14 protein-coding genes, 1 tRNA gene and 1 pseudogene are annotated in these 16,517 nt (G+C 68.2%); 5 read left to right on the top strand and 11 right to left on the bottom strand.

Going from position 1 to position 16,517, the window contains the following annotated elements:
- Positions 1-5 precede the first annotated feature (5 nt).
- Positions 6-3,530 (bottom strand): ThuA domain-containing protein, encoded by a 3,525-nt coding sequence (locus ACZ7LS_RS25750; RefSeq protein WP_385134685.1) that lies wholly within the window; start codon positions 3,528-3,530, stop codon positions 6-8.
- A 337-nt stretch (positions 3,531-3,867) separates the two neighbouring features.
- On the bottom strand, positions 3,868-4,725 hold the full coding sequence (locus ACZ7LS_RS25745) for an aldo/keto reductase (protein WP_382530357.1): 858 nt from the start codon (positions 4,723-4,725) through the stop codon (positions 3,868-3,870).
- Between the two features lie 261 nt (positions 4,726-4,986).
- Here ACZ7LS_RS25745 and ACZ7LS_RS25740 point away from each other — a divergent pair, with 261 nt between their 5' ends.
- Positions 4,987-5,976 (top strand): LysR family transcriptional regulator, encoded by a 990-nt coding sequence (locus ACZ7LS_RS25740; protein WP_385134687.1) that lies wholly within the window; start codon positions 4,987-4,989, stop codon positions 5,974-5,976.
- On the opposite strand, the gene ACZ7LS_RS25735 is transcribed toward ACZ7LS_RS25740, so the two are convergent.
- The 3 genes from ACZ7LS_RS25735 to ACZ7LS_RS25725 form a co-directional block, all read right to left on the bottom strand.
- Positions 5,948-6,460: a mycothiol transferase gene (locus tag ACZ7LS_RS25735; protein ID WP_382530354.1), complete on the bottom strand. Its 513-nt coding sequence runs from the start codon at positions 6,458-6,460 to the stop codon at positions 5,948-5,950. The two genes, ACZ7LS_RS25740 and ACZ7LS_RS25735, sit on opposite strands and share 29 nt — an antisense overlap.
- A gap of 188 nt (positions 6,461-6,648) precedes the next feature.
- The gene (locus tag ACZ7LS_RS25730) at positions 6,649-7,551 is read right to left on the bottom strand and encodes a transketolase family protein (RefSeq protein ID WP_382530352.1); all 903 of its coding nucleotides are present in this window, start codon (positions 7,549-7,551) and stop codon (positions 6,649-6,651) included.
- Positions 7,552-7,672: 121 nt separating this feature from the next.
- On the bottom strand, positions 7,673-8,374 hold the full coding sequence (locus ACZ7LS_RS25725) for a transketolase (RefSeq protein WP_382530350.1): 702 nt from the start codon (positions 8,372-8,374) through the stop codon (positions 7,673-7,675).
- Positions 8,375-8,512: 138 nt separating this feature from the next.
- Here ACZ7LS_RS25725 and ACZ7LS_RS25720 point away from each other — a divergent pair.
- Positions 8,513-8,589, top strand: a tRNA-Pro gene (locus ACZ7LS_RS25720).
- An 83-nt stretch (positions 8,590-8,672) separates the two neighbouring features.
- Here the strand turns inward: ACZ7LS_RS25720 and ACZ7LS_RS25715 are convergent.
- Positions 8,673-9,617 carry an alpha/beta fold hydrolase gene (locus tag ACZ7LS_RS25715; RefSeq protein ID WP_385134688.1) on the bottom strand — a complete coding sequence of 315 codons (945 nt, stop codon included), beginning with the start codon at positions 9,615-9,617 and terminating at the stop codon, positions 8,673-8,675.
- An 89-nt stretch (positions 9,618-9,706) separates the two neighbouring features.
- On the opposite strand from ACZ7LS_RS25715, the gene ACZ7LS_RS25710 reads away from it, so the two are divergent.
- Together ACZ7LS_RS25710 and ACZ7LS_RS25705 are read left to right on the top strand one after the other, a co-directional pair.
- The gene (locus ACZ7LS_RS25710; RefSeq protein WP_385134690.1) at positions 9,707-10,297 is read left to right on the top strand and encodes a TetR/AcrR family transcriptional regulator; all 591 of its coding nucleotides are present in this window, start codon (positions 9,707-9,709) and stop codon (positions 10,295-10,297) included.
- An 83-nt stretch (positions 10,298-10,380) separates the two neighbouring features.
- Positions 10,381-10,553, top strand: a pseudogene (locus tag ACZ7LS_RS25705) (IS630 family transposase); the annotation flags it as partial.
- Here ACZ7LS_RS25705 and ACZ7LS_RS25700 read toward each other — a convergent pair.
- Genes ACZ7LS_RS25700 through ACZ7LS_RS25690 form a run of 3 tightly spaced genes read right to left on the bottom strand, consistent with a single transcriptional unit; the run spans position 10,554 to position 12,461 of the window.
- Positions 10,554-11,582: an alpha/beta hydrolase family protein gene (locus ACZ7LS_RS25700; RefSeq protein WP_385134692.1), complete on the bottom strand. Its 1,029-nt coding sequence runs from the start codon at positions 11,580-11,582 to the stop codon at positions 10,554-10,556. It abuts the pseudogene before it with no gap.
- Positions 11,583-11,596: 14 nt separating this feature from the next.
- Positions 11,597-11,947: a hypothetical protein gene (locus ACZ7LS_RS25695; protein WP_382530343.1), complete on the bottom strand. Its 351-nt coding sequence runs from the start codon at positions 11,945-11,947 to the stop codon at positions 11,597-11,599.
- A gap of 13 nt (positions 11,948-11,960) precedes the next feature.
- Entirely contained in the window at positions 11,961-12,461 is a 501-nt protein-coding gene (locus ACZ7LS_RS25690; RefSeq protein WP_385134694.1) for a TetR/AcrR family transcriptional regulator, read from the bottom strand.
- 564 nt (positions 12,462-13,025) lie between these two features.
- On the opposite strand from ACZ7LS_RS25690, the gene ACZ7LS_RS25685 reads away from it, so the two are divergent.
- Entirely contained in the window at positions 13,026-13,904 is an 879-nt protein-coding gene (locus tag ACZ7LS_RS25685) for a GNAT family N-acetyltransferase (protein ID WP_385134697.1), read from the top strand.
- A gap of 47 nt (positions 13,905-13,951) precedes the next feature.
- On the opposite strand, the gene ACZ7LS_RS25680 is transcribed toward ACZ7LS_RS25685, so the two are convergent.
- Positions 13,952-14,335 (bottom strand): hypothetical protein, encoded by a 384-nt coding sequence (locus ACZ7LS_RS25680; RefSeq protein ID WP_385134699.1) that lies wholly within the window; start codon positions 14,333-14,335, stop codon positions 13,952-13,954.
- A gap of 597 nt (positions 14,336-14,932) precedes the next feature.
- Positions 14,933-16,108 (bottom strand): aldo/keto reductase, encoded by a 1,176-nt coding sequence (locus ACZ7LS_RS25675; protein ID WP_469449565.1) that lies wholly within the window; start codon positions 16,106-16,108, stop codon positions 14,933-14,935.
- Positions 16,109-16,517: the final 409 nt, after the last annotated feature.

Raw genomic sequence — 16,517 nt, 5'->3', positions numbered from 1 at the left:
TCCTCTCAGCGTACGTGGACAGGGACCGCGCCGGTCGTCGTGTCGCCCTTGTCGTCGGTGACGGTCAGATGCGCCGTGTACGCGCCCGGCCGTGCGTAGGTGTGGGCCGCGCTCGGCCCCTCCGTACCCGTGCCCTTGGCGTTGTCACCGAAGTCCCAGTGGTACGAGGCGATGGTGCGGCCGGCCGCCGGTTTCACGGTGCTGGTGAGCTGTACGGCCAGCGGCGCGCTTCCCTCGGCGGGCGTCGCCTTGAGCGACACCTTCGTGGCCGGCTTCTTCTCCACCCCGGGGCCGTTGAAGTGCAGCCAGTCGACCGCGAACAGATCCGGCTTCTCAGGCGACCAGGCCGGGTTGGTGAACACCGCGTACAGCTTCACCGTGCCGCCGGGGCTCTTCAGCGAGACCGTGGGGGAGACCACATTGCCGAAGCCTCCCGTGTTGGGGATGGTCACCTTCCCCAGCAGCGGTCCGGTCGGTGAGCCGTTACGGAACTCGATGTCACCGCCGAGTCCGCCCGACGAGGCGCCGACCGTCACGGAGTTGACGCCCTTCAGATTCACCGGGTCGAAGGAGATCCAGTCACCGTCCTCGATCTCCGTCACCCGCTTGCCGCCCGAGGAGTCGGCGCGGTCGGCGATCACCGTGCCCTCGTGCGCGCCCCCGGTCGCGGTGCGGTGCTCCGCCTCCCGGAAGGTCGTACGCAGCGTCAGCGATGTCGAGCCCGTCAGCGCGGGCACGCCCTCGGCGCCCTTGTCCTCGTACTGCGCGGTGATGCCGTAGTAGAGGTTCTGCCCCGGGCCGTGGCTGTCCCCGGCATCGGTGACGATCTCCCCCGCACAGCCGGTGTAGTTGTCCAGCGGATGCAGATGGCTGTCATGGCCGAGCTGGGACTGTACGACCACTCGCGAGCAGTCGATGCGGCCGTCCGGTCCGGTCCTGCCGTCCTCGCGGTCCTTCACCTTCACGGTGAACGGGATGGTGTCGCCGAAGCTGAACATCCCGCCGTTAGGGGGCTGTTGGATGGTGACCACCGGTCTGGTGTTGCCGACGGTGATCTCCTGTACGGAGAGCGCGGTGAGCCCGTCGGGCCCGGTGACGGTCAGCCGGGCCGTGAACCGGCCCTTGTCGCGGTAGACATGGGCCGGATTCGGCTCGGTGGAGTCGGTGGTCCCGTCGCCGTCGAAGTCCCACGCGTAGGTCACCGGCTTGCCGCCGGGCAGCCCCGACCCCTCGCTGGAGAACGTCACCTTCAGCGGCGCCGGTCCGCTGTCCGGGGTCGTCGTGGCCTTGGCGTCGGGCAGCCGGCCGTCCGCGACATAGTCGATGCGGTAGATGCCGGAGCCCTCGTTGCTGCCGCCCCGGCCCGTACCGCTGCCGAGCCCGAAGTCGATGACGTACAGCGCTCCGTCGGGTCCGAAGTCGGCATCGAAGGGCTGGTTCCACTTCAGATCGCCGAAGACACCGTTGATGGAGTGGAGATCGCCCGCCTTCACCGGATCGAAGCGCGGGTCGGTGAACGTCTGGTCCTCTCGCTGGAACGAGAAGGCCTTGAACCAGGTCCTGGTCAGCTCATAGTTGAGCCATTTGCCCTCGAAGTACTCCGGGAACTTCGACGGATAGGTGTTCGCGGGGTCGTAGTCGTAGACGGGACCGCTCATCGGCCCGCCGCCGCCCGCGCCGAGTTCGGGGAAGTCGGCCGAGGCGGAATACGCGTACCAGACCGTCGCGGGCTTGGCCGCGGGCAGCTCCCGCAGACCGGTGTTGTTCGGCGAGTCGTTGACCAGCTTGGCGCAGTCGAATGTCGCGCCCGAGGTCCCGGTCGTGAAGTCGTAGTCGTTGAACGGGGTGTTGTCGCCGGTGCAGTACGGCCAGCCGTAATTGCCCGCCTCGGTGATCCTGTTGTACTCGACGGTGCCCTCGGGCCCCCGGTCGGCCACGGGCTCCCGCGCGTCCGGCCCGTAGTCCCCCACCAGCAGGGCGCCGCTCAGGGGGTCGGTGGTGATACGGAACGGATTGCGCATGCCCATCGCGTAGACCTCGGGACGGGTCTTCTCCGTACCCGGCGCGAAGAGGTTCCCGTCCGGGATGGAATAGGTGCCGTCGTCCTCCGGGGTGATCCGCAGAACCTTGCCGCGCAGATCGTTCGTGTTCCCGGCGGTCGTCTGGGCGTCCCAGGCACGGCGGCCCTCACGCTCGTCGATCGGCGAGAAGCCGTCGGAGGCGAACGGATCGGTGTTGTCGCCGGTCGCGACATACAGATCGCCGTTCTTGTCGAAGGCGATCGAACCGGCCATATGGGAGTTGGCCCGGCCCTCGCCGCGCAGCGTCGGAACCGTCAGCAGCCGTTTCTCGGAAGCCGGGTCGACGGTGTTTCCGGTGACCGTGAAGCGCGACAGATTGAGCCGTTTCTCGACCTTGTCGGAGTGCAGCAGATAGAGCCAGTTGTTCGCCGCGAAATCCGGGTCGAGCGCCAGCCCCAGCAGCCCGTCGGACTGGCTCGTCATCTCCGGGGTGTACGCGAAGTCCAGCGCGGTCGAGACCTTGAGCGTGGTCTGGTCGATCACCTTGAGCTTGCCGGTGCGCTGGATGAAGAAGACCCTGCGGTCCGGGGCGACGGCCAGCTCGAAGGGGTCGGCGAGATCGCTGGTGGCCAGCGCGGTGCGCTGGAAGGCACCCGTCTTGGTGGCGGTGCAGTCGCCGGGCTTGTTGCCCGCGGCCCACTGGATTCCGCCCAGCAGGTGCTTGCGGAAGGCGTCCTCCTGGAAGGCGGACGAATCATGCCCGCCCGCGGTGAACCAGGAGCGTCCGCCGTCGTAGTTCTGGCACCACGACCACGGGTGGTCGACGCCCTCGTCCAGCCCGTCGACGCCGTCGTTCACCTTGATCTGGGCGAGCGTGTGCACCTTGCCGGTGGGGTTGGTGCGCCAGTTGTACCACTCCTCCGTACGCTCCCAGAGCTGGGGAAGGCCCTGGGTGGAGGGGTGGGTCTGGTCGAGTACCTTCACGCGGCCGGTCTGGACGGCGGGGTGTTTGTCGAAGATCGCGCCGACCAGCCCCTCGTACCAGCCCCAGTCACGCTCGCTGGCGGACGCGGCGTGCAGACCGACCCAGCCGCCGCCCGCCCGTACGAAGCCCTGGAGAGCGGAGCGCTGGTCGGCGTCGAGCAGATCACCGCTCTCCGGGGTGGAGTTGGTGTTGTTGAAGACGATCGCCTGAAAACGGGCGAGATTGTCCGCGGTGAAGGCCGTGGCGTCGTCGGTGGCCTCCACCTCGAACCCGTTCTCGCTGCCGAGCTGCTCAACGGCTTTGATCCCGGCGGGGATCGAGTCGTGCGTGAAGTTGGTGACCTTGGAAAAGACCAGGACGCGGAACGGAGCCGCGTCGGCGCGGGGCGGCGTGGCCAGCCCGAGACCGAGGACGAGCGCCAGTAACGCGAGGATGACGAGGAAGGGGGAGGAGGACGGGAACGGGGACGGGGACGGCGCTCTGACGGACGACGTCCTTGCGGGCGTTCTCAGGGGTGTTCTCATGGGCGCTCCCGGTGCTGGTGAGCCGAGCTGCGGGTTAGAAAGCGCTTTCCGAAGTACGTCGCACAGCGTAGGTTCACCTGTTACAGGGGGTCAATGGGTCGGAAGGGCCCTCTGTGATATGAGAGTTGGCGCCGCTTCCGCTCCCCGCTCTCGGCTCCCCGCTCTCGGCTCCCCGCTCTCCGGTACGTTCCGCCCGGACATACGACTGACCCGCCCCGGGCCGAGGTGCCGGGGCGGGTCGGTGGCCGGGCGGGTCGGTAGCCCGGCGGGTCAGTAGTCGTGCGGGTCGGTCGTGCGGTCCGTGTGGTGCGGGGTGGTTCCGTGAGCGCGGGTGTCGTCAGGCCGCGTCCAGCTCCGCCACCTCGGCGGAGGTCAGTACGAGACCGGCCGCCGCGACCGAGTCGAGGATGGTCTCCGGACGGCTGGAGCCCGGGATCGGCAGCACGATGGGCGACTTGGCCAGCATCCACGCCAGGCACACCCGCTGCGGGCTCACCCCGTGAGCCTCCGCGATCCGGGCGAACGGCGCGTACGAGGAACCGAGTTCGCCCGCGCGCTTGATACCGCCGAACGGACTCCACGGCAGGAACGCGATGCCCAGCTCCGTGCAGAGTTCGAGCTCCGGCTCGCTGGACCTGAAGGCCGGCGAGAACTGGTTCTGCACGGAGGCCAGCCGGCCGCCGAGGATCTCGTGGGCCGACCGGATCTGGTCAGGATCGGCGTTGGAGATACCGGCCTGCAGGATCTTGCCCTCGTCGAGCAGCTCACGCAGTGCGCCGACGGACTCCTCGTAGGGAACCTTCGGGTCGGGACGGTGGAACTGGTAGAGCCCGATCGCCTCCACGCCGAGCCGCCCGAGCGACGCCTCACAGGCACGCCTGAGGTGCTCGGGCGAGCCGTCCAGCGTCCATGAACCGTCGCCGGGGCGCAGATGGCCGCCCTTGGTGGCCACCAGCACCTCGGAGCCCCGGCTGTGGGAATCCAGCGCCTTGGCGATCAGGGACTCGTTGTGGCCGACGTCGTTGGCGCTCTGGTGGTAGGCATCCGCCGTGTCGATCAGTGTCACCCCGGCGTCCAGCGCCGCGTGGATGGTGGCGATGGACCGGGCCTCGTCGGGCCGTCCCTCGATCGACATCGGCATACCGCCCAGACCGATCGCGCTGACCTCGACGGTTCCGATGCGGCGAGTCTTCATGGTGTGGCGCACCCTTCCTGCTGCGGTGTCCGCCGGATCCGGCGGACACCTTCCAGCTTCGTCCCCGGCCCGTGAGGCGTCCAATAGAAGAAAACGAACGCATTGAGTGACCGGGTTTCTCAATCGGGTCGTCCGGCGGATCGTTCCGGTCGAGCCCGTACCTCTCCGCCCGTACCTCTCCGCCCGTACCGCTCTGCTCGTAGGTCTGCGCCCGACCTCTCTGCTCGTACCTCTCCGCCCGTACGTCTAGGCTCGTACGTCGTGGAACTCCGACACCTCGAATACTTCGTCGCCGTCGCGGAAGAACGCCACTTCACCAGGGCCGCCCAGCGCCTGATGGTCTCGCAGTCGGGACTCTCGGCATCCGTCCGCGCCCTGGAACGCGAGCTGGGCGCCCGGCTCTTCGTCCGCTCCACCCGGAGCGTCGAGCTGACCGGCGCCGGCCACGCCCTGCTCGTGGAGGCCTCGCGCGCGCTGGCGAGCGTACGGGCGGGCCGGGAGGCGGTCGCGGCGGTCCAGGGACTGCTGCGCGGCACCCTGTCCGTCGGCACCGAGCAGTGCGTCGCGGGCGTGCACGTACCCGGTCTGCTCGCGCGGTTCCGGTCGGAGCACCCCGAGGTCGAGGTACGGCTGCGGCAGGCCGGTTCCGCCTCGCTCGTGGAGGATGTGGCGAACGGGCGGCTCGACCTGGCCTTCGTCGCCGTGTCCGGGGCCGTGCCCGAGGGGGTACGACTGGTGCCGCTCGCCAGCGAGCCGATGGTGCTGCTCTGCCATCCGGATCATCCGCTGGCCGGGGCGGACGAGGCCGAGTGGGCCGAGCTGGGCGGCGAGGTCTTCGTCGACTTCCACGAGGACTGGGGTGCCCGCGGCCTCACCGACCGCGCTTTCGCCGCCGCCCGTATCGAGCGGCGGGTCGCCCTGGAGGTCAATGACGTGCACAGTCTGATCGACCTGGTCGGACACGGCCTCGGCGTCGCGGTGGTACCCCGCCCGATCGCCCGCAAGGAGCAGGCCGCGGCGCTCAGGACCGTATCGCTGGCCGGTGCGGAGGACCATCTCTGGGAGGTCTCGGCGGCCGTTCCCGAGGACCAGCGCACGGGCCCGGCGGCCCGGGAGCTGCTGTCGTACCTGACGCGCGCCGGGGCACGGACCTCCGCACCGGACGTTCCCCGGACGCCGTCACCCCGGGCCGTCGCCGACAGGGCTCAGGACCGCCCCGGATTCAGGGCCGCTCCAGCCACCCCCGGATGAACGCGGCCTGTCCGGCGTGCTGGAGATCATCGGAGATGACGCTCACCAGCCGGACGCCGAGAGTGACGGCCGGGGTCCACGCGTCGTCGACGACCCGGCCGAGGTCCGCGTCCTTGAGCGTGCCGAGGTACTTCACCGTCCGCTCGTGAACGGCGTCGTGGTACTCGACGAGCAGTTCCCCGGAGATGCCGTCGAGCGAGGCCACGTCCTTGGGGGAGTGGCCGTATCCGGTGGAGCGGCGCGAGAACGGCAGCTCGAACCTCTCCGACCACTCCTGCGCGATCCACACCTCTTCCGTACCGGCCACATCGGCGATGTGATCATCCTGGATCCGGGTGAGATGCCAGATCAGCCAGGCGATCGAGTTCGCCCCGTCGTCCAGCCGCACGGCCAGCTCGTCGGGGGAGAGACCGTCCACCGCCTCGTGGACGGTCTCGCGGATACGGCCGAAGGCGTCGATGAGCAGATCACCGCTCGCGGTCATGGCAGGCTCCACTTCTGTCCGTATTCCTGTCCGTCTTCCGCGGTGCCTTCGACACCGGCCGTTCCCGGATCGAGGGTCACGGCCCTCTCCAAGGTTGCCTCGCGCGGACCGGGGATGCGCTCCGAGGACCCGATCCGGGCGGGGACGCCTCACGATCGCCTCGCGCGGCGTCGCGCGACCGGGCTATGTCAGGGACGCGCCAGGAACCCCGAGATCCGCTCCCGCAACGACCGCGCGTCGAGGCCCTGGCCGGCCAGATGCTCTTCCAGCTGTCCGTAACGGCGCAGCTCGCGGCGGGCCACACCGAGCCCCAGCACCCGGTGCGGGGTCTCGGTCAGCGCGTCGTTGGCCGCGGCGGTGGAGGTACCGGCGAGATACGGCTCGACGAGCACGACGTCCGCCGCGTCAGCGCCCGCGACGGCCCGGCGCAGCGCCGCGCCGTCGAAGGGCCGCACGGTCGTCGCGTACAGCACCGTCGTATCCAGGCCCTCCGTCGCCGCCAGCACGTTGTCCAGCATCGGCCCGACGGCGACGACGACCCCGGCGCGCCCCTCGCGTACGGTGCTGAACCCGGCGCCGGTCACCGGCCGTGCCCGCTCGTTGCTCTGCATGGACAGCCGTACGTAGTCCCGCCCGTCCCCGGCGGCGGCGCGCCGCAGCAGCGCCTCGGCCTCGTCGGGGTGGCCCGGCACATGCACCGCCCAGCCGTCGAGTGTGTCCATCAGCGCCACATCGCCCGGCGCCATATGGGTGAAACCGCCGGCGGGCCAGTCGTACGAGGCCCCCGCGCTGACGAGCACGCCGCCCACGCCCTGATGCCCGAAATCCAGCTTGACCTGTTCGAAGGGCCGCTCCACCAGGAAGCTGGCGAAGGTGTGCACGATCGGCCGCAGCCCGGTGAGGGCGAGCCCGCCGCCCACTCCGACCAGCAGCTGTTCACGGATCCCGACATTGATCACGCGATCCGGATGGCGTCGCTCCGCGGAGTCGAAGCCGTCCCGGCTGATCTCGGCGAGGACGACGGCGAGCCGTGGGTCGTCGTCCAGCAGTTGGGAGGTGGTGGAGATGAAGCGGTCGCGCATGGTGTCCATGGAAATACCCCTCGGTGCTTCGGGCGGGTGCTCTGGGTGGTGCGTTGGGCGGTGCTTCGGGCCCTTGCTTCGGGCGGTGCCTCGGGCGGTGCCTCGGGTGGTGGAAGGTGTGGCGCGGCGGTCAGGACTTGGGCTCGACACGGGCCACGACCGCCCGGGGCCGGCCGGCGTGCGGCGCGGTGTACGCCGCGTACAGCGCGTCGTGGTCCCTGCCGTCGACGGTCTCGGCCGACCAGCCGGCTGCCTCGAACCGCGACGCGATGCCGCCGGGCCAGCCGTAGGTCGCGGACGCGTTGTCGATCACCAGCGTGTGGAGCTGATCGAGCCCCGCCGGCCCCGCGTAGGCGAGCGCCTCGTGGTTGCTGCCCTCGTCCAGCTCGGCATCGCCGATCAGCACCCACACCCGCGGATCGGTGAGCCCCTGCGCACGCAGCCCGAGCACACTGCCCACGGCGAGCGGCAGTCCGTGCCCGAGCGAGCCGCTGCCGATCTCCACGCCCGGAATCAGGGTCCGGTCGGGGTGATGCCCGAGCGGCGAGTCGTACGAGCCGAAGCCGGGCAGCGTCTCCTCGGCGAGGAACCCCTTCGCGGCGAGGACCGCGTAGTACGCCATCGGCCCGTGCCCCTTCGAGAGGAGGAACCGGTCCCGCCCCGGCGCGTCGACGGTCCCGGGCGAGACGCGCAGGACCCGGTCGTACAGCACCCACAGAGCGTCCAGGGTGGAGGTCGCCGCCGGTCCGTGCTTCTCGTCACCCGTCATGAGGGCCAGCAGCCGGTTCAGATCCTGGTATCCCGTTACGGAGGTCATCTCTGTCGTCGTCATAGGACCCAGGCTGCAACTTCAACCACACTTGAGGTCAAGCGCCCGGTCCGCCCGGAAAGGGATTAGTGACCACCGGTCCGAGTGCGGTATTGTTCTCATGCGCGTTCGGGTCGGGGAAACCCCAGGTCAGACGGGCAACGGGACGTGGCGCAGCTTGGTAGCGCACTTGACTGGGGGTCAAGGGGTCGCAGGTTCAAATCCTGTCGTCCCGACCAGCGTTTTCGCAGGTCGCAGGCGGTATCGGAGGAATCCGGTACCGCCTTTCCGTATCTCTTGGGGACCAGTTGAGGGTCGCGAACTATCCGACACGTTCGTGATCGATGAACGCGGTCAACACATCCACCGTGGCGCCGGGCTGCTCGTCGGGAATGAAGTGTCCGGCCTGTGGGATGACGGCGCCGGTGGCGTTCTCTGCCCACGGGCTGATGGAGGCGGCCATGTCGGGGATCGAGCCATGGGAGCTGGAGATTCCCAGGACAGGGACGGCCAAGCGCCCTCGTTCGAGAGCGTCATGATTTTTACGCGCTGATTCGGCGGCGTCGCGGTAGTAGGCGAGAGACGCTGAAAGCCCTCCCTCGGCCGCGATGGCGGCGGCGTAATGGTCGATCTCGGCGCCGTCGAAGGTGTTCGGGGACAGAGCTTTGGCCTTCAGGAACCAGCCGACGTAGTCACGCTCGCGGCCGGTGAGCAGAGTCTCGGGCAGTTCGGGCACCAGGTGGAAGGCGAAGTGCCAGGTCTTCCAGGCCCGGTCGGGGTCCGTTGGGATGGAGTCCGGGAGGGTGATGCCGGGAATGCCGGCGTCAAGCAGAGCGACACCATGCAGGAGCTTTTCGTACTTCAGGGCCAGCGAGAAGGCAACCCAGGCCCCGATGTCGTGGGCGACGAGCCAGTACTTCGGCACGTTGAGCGCGGTCAGCGCGGCCTGGACACGCGAAGCGACGGTGTGCGTGTCGTAGCCCCCTTGAGGGCGGTCGGAGTGGCCCTGCCCCGGCAGGTCGATCGCGATCACGTGGAATCGCTCGGCAAGGCCTGGCATCACCTTTCGCCAAGCCCACCAGGTCTGCGGGAATCCGGCGAGCAGGACGACGGTGGGACCGGCCGCCCGGCCGCCTTCCACGGCGTGAAGCCGGATTCCTTCCGCGTCGACCCAGCGGTGAGTGAAACCCGCAAGGTCGTACAGCGGCAACCCGGGGACCGGGTGCCGGCCGCAGGAGCGGTTCGGGGCTATGGCGTCGTCGGTCATGGCTTGAGCCTACCGCATCTTGGACTGGTTAGTTCAAGATAGGATGGGCAGGGCCACAACGGCTGGTCCAAGAACGAGGTGCATGGGTGATGGCCGGGAAGAAGCAGTTCGACGTGGGCATCGCGCTCGACGCGGCGATGGTCCAGTTCTGGCGGGCCGGATACGCCGACACGTCTCTCGACGACCTCTCCAGGACGACCGGATTGAACCGCAGTTCCATCTACTCCTCGTTCGGCGACAAAGACTCGCTCTACCTGCGCTGCCTGGACCGCTACGCCACGCGGTACGGAAACAGGTACGACCAGGCGCTTTCACGTGCGTCCGAGGAACCGCTCCAGGCGGTACGGGCGTTCTTCGACGTCACCCTGCAGCGCATCGCCGACCCTGACGTACCTGATGGATGCCTGATCGCCCAGACCGCGATGGCGGTACCGGTGCTCAGCCCCACCATCGCCGCACGCGCGATCGAAGCGCTGGGCTTTCAGCATGCGCGGCTGCGGACCGCCTTGCACGCCGCGCAGTTGGCCGAAGGCGATGCCGACGAATTCGCGGTTCACCTCACGGCGGTCAACCAGTCGCTGGCCGTGATGAGCAGGACCAGGGCGAGCCAGAAGCAGCTCCGCACGGTCATCGACGTCAGCATGAGCGGGCTCTCGCACGCCTTGCATGCCCGGAGCTAGTGCTGTGACCTCATAGGTTCGCCGGGTTGGTAGTTGTGGCGGTTGGATGGGCGGTGACGTCCGATCCGACCGCTGGAGGCGCGGTGGCCGAGCCTGTCCGTGTGCGCAGACCGACCGACCAGGAGGGGCGGAAACTGGGCAGCAGATCGTGCGCCGGAGCCGCACCGGCACGGTGCGATGCCGGCGCACGTTGATGCTGCTGGCCTCGGCCGTCGGGAACCGAGTGCCGGTGATCGCCCGGCTGGTTCAGGCCGACTCAGTGTCGGGCCAACCGGTGCAAGGCGTCGAGTACGGGCGGCGCGAGCGTGTTCGGGTGGTCGGGGTCGTGCATGAGATGGTCCGCTGCCGGCAGTGTCACTCGGCCCGGTCCACCGGCATGCGCGTGACGCAGGGCGGTCGTCAGGGCGTTCGTTGTGGCACAAGGGACCTGGGCGTCGCTCGTGCCGCACGTCAGCAGCACGTTGGTTCCCGGCCGGAGTGCGGCGGCGGTGTCCGGTGGGTAGACGGCGTCATCGCTTTCCACGAACCGGGCGTTGGGGCCTTGGAATGCCTCGAAGAGCCGGGCGATCGCGGTGGGCAGGTCGGTGGTGTCGACCGGTCGGTGTCCGCGCAGCGAGGTGACGGCGGCATCGATGGCCGCGTTGACGGTGCGTTGCTGCTCCGGGGTGAACTGGCCCTGTCGGGTTGCTTCGGCGATCTGAGCTTCGAGTTGGACCGCGACCAGGTCCAGCATGCGGATCGCCTGGGGTTGCAGCAGCGCCAGGCCGACAGGGCGCGGGCGGACGGTGCCGCCGAGCACCAGGCCCGTCATCGCGCCCTCGCTGTGTCCGACGAGCAGCAGTTCGTGCGGGTCGGTCTCCGGTTGATCGCGCAACGACTCGTAGGCGGCCCGTGCCTGGCGGACGAATGCTGGGTAGTCGAGTTCTTCCGGGTGGTCCCGGTAGGCGCCGAGTCCGGTGCGGCCGGTGCCGTACTTGTCGAACCGCAGCGTGGCGATTCCCTCCCCGTCGAGCACGTCGGCCAACTGTGCCAGGGTGTCCGGCGAGGACGCGGGCGGTTGGTTGCCGTCGCGGTCGGTGGGTCCGCTGCCCGGCAGCAGCAGTGCCGCCCGCAGCCGTTGCCCGGCACGATGTTCGGGAACATGCAGGGTGCCGTACGCGGTCGTACCGTCGGCCGTGAAGACGACCTCGCGGTCGGCGGCAGGCACGAGCCCGGGTGTTGCCTCGGCCGGGGCGGCGGTGACGGCGGCCAGTGCCATCACAGCTGCTGCCAAGTGGCGAAACATCGGCTTACCTCTCCTTATGCAAGGGCGTTTTCGACCAGGGCGACAGCCGCGCGGGGGTCGTCGACCTGGAGCACCAGGCGTGCGTACCGCTCGTCGGCGAGTTCGACCACGACCGTCTTTGACGGATCCCTGACATCCCAGAAGACCTTCTCGCCATCCCGATGGAATGTGCCGGCGGTGATCACGCCGGGTACGTGGGAGCCCGGCGCGCGGATTCCCTTGGGGTCGGTGGCGATACCGGGGTCGGCGGTCGCGCCACGGACGTTGGCCAGCGGGATGGTCAGGCTGCCTTTGAAGGACCAGAGCTTGTCGAGACCCTCGATCACGACGACGAGGTCGTCACCGTCGATACGTATCAGTGCCATTTCGTTTTCCGATTCAGGGGAATGGGTCGAGGTGTTGGGTCAGCGCGGTGGTGGCGTTGTCGGGGTTGCCACGCAGGAGGATGCCCAGCGCGGCGGCGGTGAGCGCGGCGGCCAGGTCGGCGGGAACGCCGAGGGCGTCGGCGATCGCCTGGTCGACGGCGGCCAATGCGGCCTTCACCTCGGAGGCGACCTCCTCGTCGACCGGTGCGCGTTCGACCGTCGCGAGTAGGAGCAGGCGGAGGTTGGCCGTGGTGACGAGTCGCAGCGCGGCCGCGGCATCCGATGCGCCGGCGAGGGCGTCGAGCAAAGGGCGGACGTCGTCGGTGAGGTGGCGGCGCAGAGCGACCAGGTAGAGGCCGCGCTTGCTGCCGAACGTTTTGTACAGGCTGTTGCGGTGCACGCCGAGGTGGCTGACGAGGTCGTCAACGGACACGCCGTCATAGGCGCGTCCGCCGAACAGATCCACGGCGGCACGCACCGCCTCGTCCTCGTCGAATGCTCTTGGCCTGCCCATGGCCATGAGAGTAGACAGTTAAGGAACGATCAGTCAAGAACGATCGTTCCTTAATCTCCCATCCGCACATCCAGCGGCCGGAACGGACGCCACCGCCCCTCCATCCGTCACGCCCACCCCCACCCGGGCTGTGCTTCCTGGCCAACACCGGCGAGGCAGTGTCTGGCAGGCTGCGTCCCGGCAACGCCGGTGCCGACACCGACGGCGACCACATCACGGTGCTCGACCAGGCACTCGCACAGATCCCCGACGCGCACCGGCACGGCACCGACCTCCCCGTCCGCACCGACAGTGCCGGATCCGCGAAAGCCTTCCTCACCCACGTCCGCGACGTGCGGAACGAGGAATCCGTACCGACCTCTCGGTCGGATACGCCGTCACCGAGCCGGTCCCACGCGCCGTCCGGGCCATGCCTGAACACCTCTGGCATCCCACCCTGGACCAGGACGGGACGCTGCGTAATGGCGCCGAGGTCGCCGAGCCGACCGGCATGGCTGGCCTGGGCGGCCATCCGGTCAGCGAAAAACTGCGGGCGCACGCCGACAGCACGAGGGACCATGAGGCATGCGTCCGGATGGCTGGCACCTCACCGAAGACCTCAACGGCTTCCTTGCCCGAGCCGGAGACTTCCTGCGCTCGCGCCCTGCCCTGCACACGGTCCCGCTGACGGTGACCGAGGCACTGCGTACGCGGGGGGCGGACGCGTACGGCGCCGAAGCCCCCGTCTTCGGCAGCCTTGAGCGGGCGGGCGAGGTCCGCGCGGCCTTCTTCCGCACCCCGCCGCGCCGTCCGTACCTCACTCCGCTCACCCTTGAGGAGGCCGACACCCTCGCCGTCCACCTGGCCCGCCTCGGCCACCGCCTCTCCGGCGTCATCGCGGACCACAACACCGCCACCGCCTTCGCTGGTGCCTGGGCGCGGCACACGGGCGCGACGCCGACACTGCACGAGCGGGAGCGCCTGTACCGCCTCGGCACGCTCAAACCACCGGAGCCACTCCCGGAGGGCCGAAGCCGAGTCGCGGGCGAGCAGGACCGTGAGCAACTCATGCTCTGGCACCGCGAGTTCATCACCGCCATCGGAGGAACCCCCGCTGCGGACAGCAGCTCATGGGCGGATACACGCATCGCCCAGGGACGCGTGACGCTCTGGGAAGCCCCGGACGGCACCCCCGCCTCCATGGCAGGCGTGACCCCGATGGTCGCCGGCCAGATCCGGGTGGCTCCCGTCTACACCCCGGCCCACCTACGCGGCCGCGGTTACGCGGGCGGCGCGACGGTCGAGGTGAGCGGGGCCGCGCTGGCCGCGGGCGCGGCGGAGGTCCTACTGTTCGCGGATCTGGCCAACCCCATCAGCAACGGTCTCTACCAGCGGATCGGCTACCGCCCGGTTACCGACTTCGCGGTGTACGACTTCTCATGTGCCGGGCCGGAAACGCGTTGAAGGACTCTGCGGGGCCCGTGACGTCAGCGCGGCGAACGCCCCTGCCCCTAGGGGACTTCGCCACCGAAGAGTGCCAGCAGGCTCTGGGCCGGTGGGGCGCCCGGGTCGAAGAACTGCGTGGCCAGAGCGGGTGGCACGGCCGTTCCGTGCATGCGGACCTCATGGCAGGTGAAGCAGAACGCCGCCTCGAACAGCGCCAGGTCGAGAGAGTCCTCGTACGCCCGGACACTCCAGCCTGGTGAGAAGCCGCAGCGGTGCTGTTCGCTGCCGGGCAGGCTCTCGATCAAGGCCAGGGCGGCGGTGACTTCGCTCCCGGCCCAGTGGGCGACCGTCCTGCCGGGGTATGGCACGTTTCGCCTGCTCGCGACGGCGGAGATCCGTACGACCTCGATCAGCACGGTGGCGGCAACGGCTTCGGCGGGGAGCTGCATGTGCGCAGTCTGCCCGTCGGGTCGGCAACCGGGTAAGGGGCACAGACGCTTTCGGCAGGTGTAGCCGGTGTCAGTTCGATCAACCCGATGTCAGCTACCGCGACAAGTCGCATCGACCAGCCCCCGCACGCCGTGGTTCCAACAATCCTGGCAAGCTTCCAACTCACGTGTCACGGCTCAGCTGTCACGCACCGTGAATCGACTGCCTTCGTTGTCAACGACTGGCTTCGATGACAACGGCCACAGTTCGCCGGGGGCAGACAGGAAAGCCAACGAGCGCATGGCGCGCAGCCCGGCAGGCCCCTTTCGGCCTGCCGGGCTTTTCCGCTGCTGTGGACGACTCTCATCGGTGTCGGGGCTGCTGAACGAGACGTGTGGCTCTGTACGCGAGTACCGCTGTCATCACACGGCTGTCGAGGCAGGCCCGCCAGTGCGTCGATCCCGCTCGCCTCGTACCGGGTCCGCCGCACGATCACCGTCTCAGGTCACGCCTGCCCGTCGGCCGATCTCAGTGTCCGGCAGTCTCCCGGAAATCCGCGGCGTCATCCGGGTTTGCTCACATGCCCCACGGCAGACGTCGAACTCCATGGCCACTGGTCACACTGTCTGATCGACCATCTGCATCTGCATTTCATTCATACGTTCGCCGTGCACCTCAATCGCGGCGAAAGCGGTTTCAATTTCGCTGAGATCCCCGGAGGACAGCCGAACGTTGAGTGCTCCCAAATTCTCGTTCAGGTGCTCCGGGCTGCGGGTTCCCGGGATCGGTACAATCCATGGTTTCTGCGCCAGAAGCCATGCCAGGGCGACCTGTGAGGGTGTCGAATTCTCGCTCTCCGCAATCCTCCGGAGCAGACTGACGACCGGCATGTTGGCTGCCAGATTCTCCGGGGAGAAGCGGTCGAAGGTTGAGCGAATATCTGTTTTCGGGTCGAACTTCGAGCGGGCGTTTATTTTACCCGTGAGGTATCCCATCCCCATGGGGCCCCACGGGACGAAGCCGATTCCCAGCTCCCCGCAGATTGCGAGAACGCCGTTCTTTTCCGGATCCCGCTCCATCAGTGAATATTCCGTCTGGATTGCCGTAACGGGTTGAACGGCATGCGCCCGGCGGATTGTTCTGGCGCTCGGCTCGGAGAGGCCGAAGTGCAGAACCTTTCCTTCCGTGATGAGTTCCTTGATCGTACCTGCCACATCCTCAATCGGGACATCCGGATCCACCCGGTGCTGGTAATAGAGATCGATGCGGTCCGTTCGAAGGCGCTTGAGTGAGCCCTCGACCACCCTCCTGATGTGGTCCGGCCTGCTGTTGAGTCCGCTTTCCGCTGCGCTGTCGAAGCCGAACTTGGTCGCGATCCTGACTTCGTCGCGGAAGGGAGCGAGCGCCTTCCCTACAAGCTCTTCGCTTGTGTGCGGGCCGTACACTTCGGCCGTGTCAAAGAATGTGACGCCCCTCTCATGGGCCTCGCGAAGGACCCTGATGCCCTGGTTTATATCGGCGGGAGGGCCGTAGTTCGCGCTGATGCTCATAGCGCCGGCCCCCATTTCCGAAACTTCCAGTTCTCCGAGCCTTCGTGTCTTCATTCCGCTGCCCGTTGCGGCGGCACTTCCACTGCTCCGGATGCTGCTCTGGGGCTGGTCCGAACAGGCGGACAAGAGCGACGCCCCGACAACCAATCCGGCTCCGAGGAAACCGGTCCTGGCCATGAAGTTGCGACGGCTGAAGGCGCCGTCTCGATCGTTCGATTCCGTCGCGTGCTTTCGATTGTTCATGAACAGTCCTTGTGGTTGGTTGGTGCGGTTATCGTCAGGAGTGTTTCTCGAAGTGTTCAACCAGCTGTGCGATCCGCGGTCCCCGGTCGTCTTCGTAAGCGCGAGCCGTGTGGAATGGCGAACAATCCCGAACGGGAGACACGCCGGTCGGATCGAAGCCGGGTACCCGCGGTCAGAGGCCTGGTGGTCTTCTTCGCGTCTATGTCGCCGTCATGGTGGCCAGGCTGGGGCGTGTACCTCCCTCCCGCGCCTCAAGGGAAAGACCGAGCTCTTTTTCTCGTTTCCTTCGTCGTCAACTCGTCAGCGTTGGATTAAGACCGTGTCCTACATGGTCAGTTGGCAGTTGCGTTGGGCATGGGGAGTGGACAGTGGGGATGGATCCTTCCGGACGGGCTGTGGGAGCTGGCGA

It is taken from the genome of Streptomyces sp. NPDC039430 (assembly GCF_055639435.1).
This window is presented reverse-complemented; position numbering and strand designations above follow the sequence as displayed.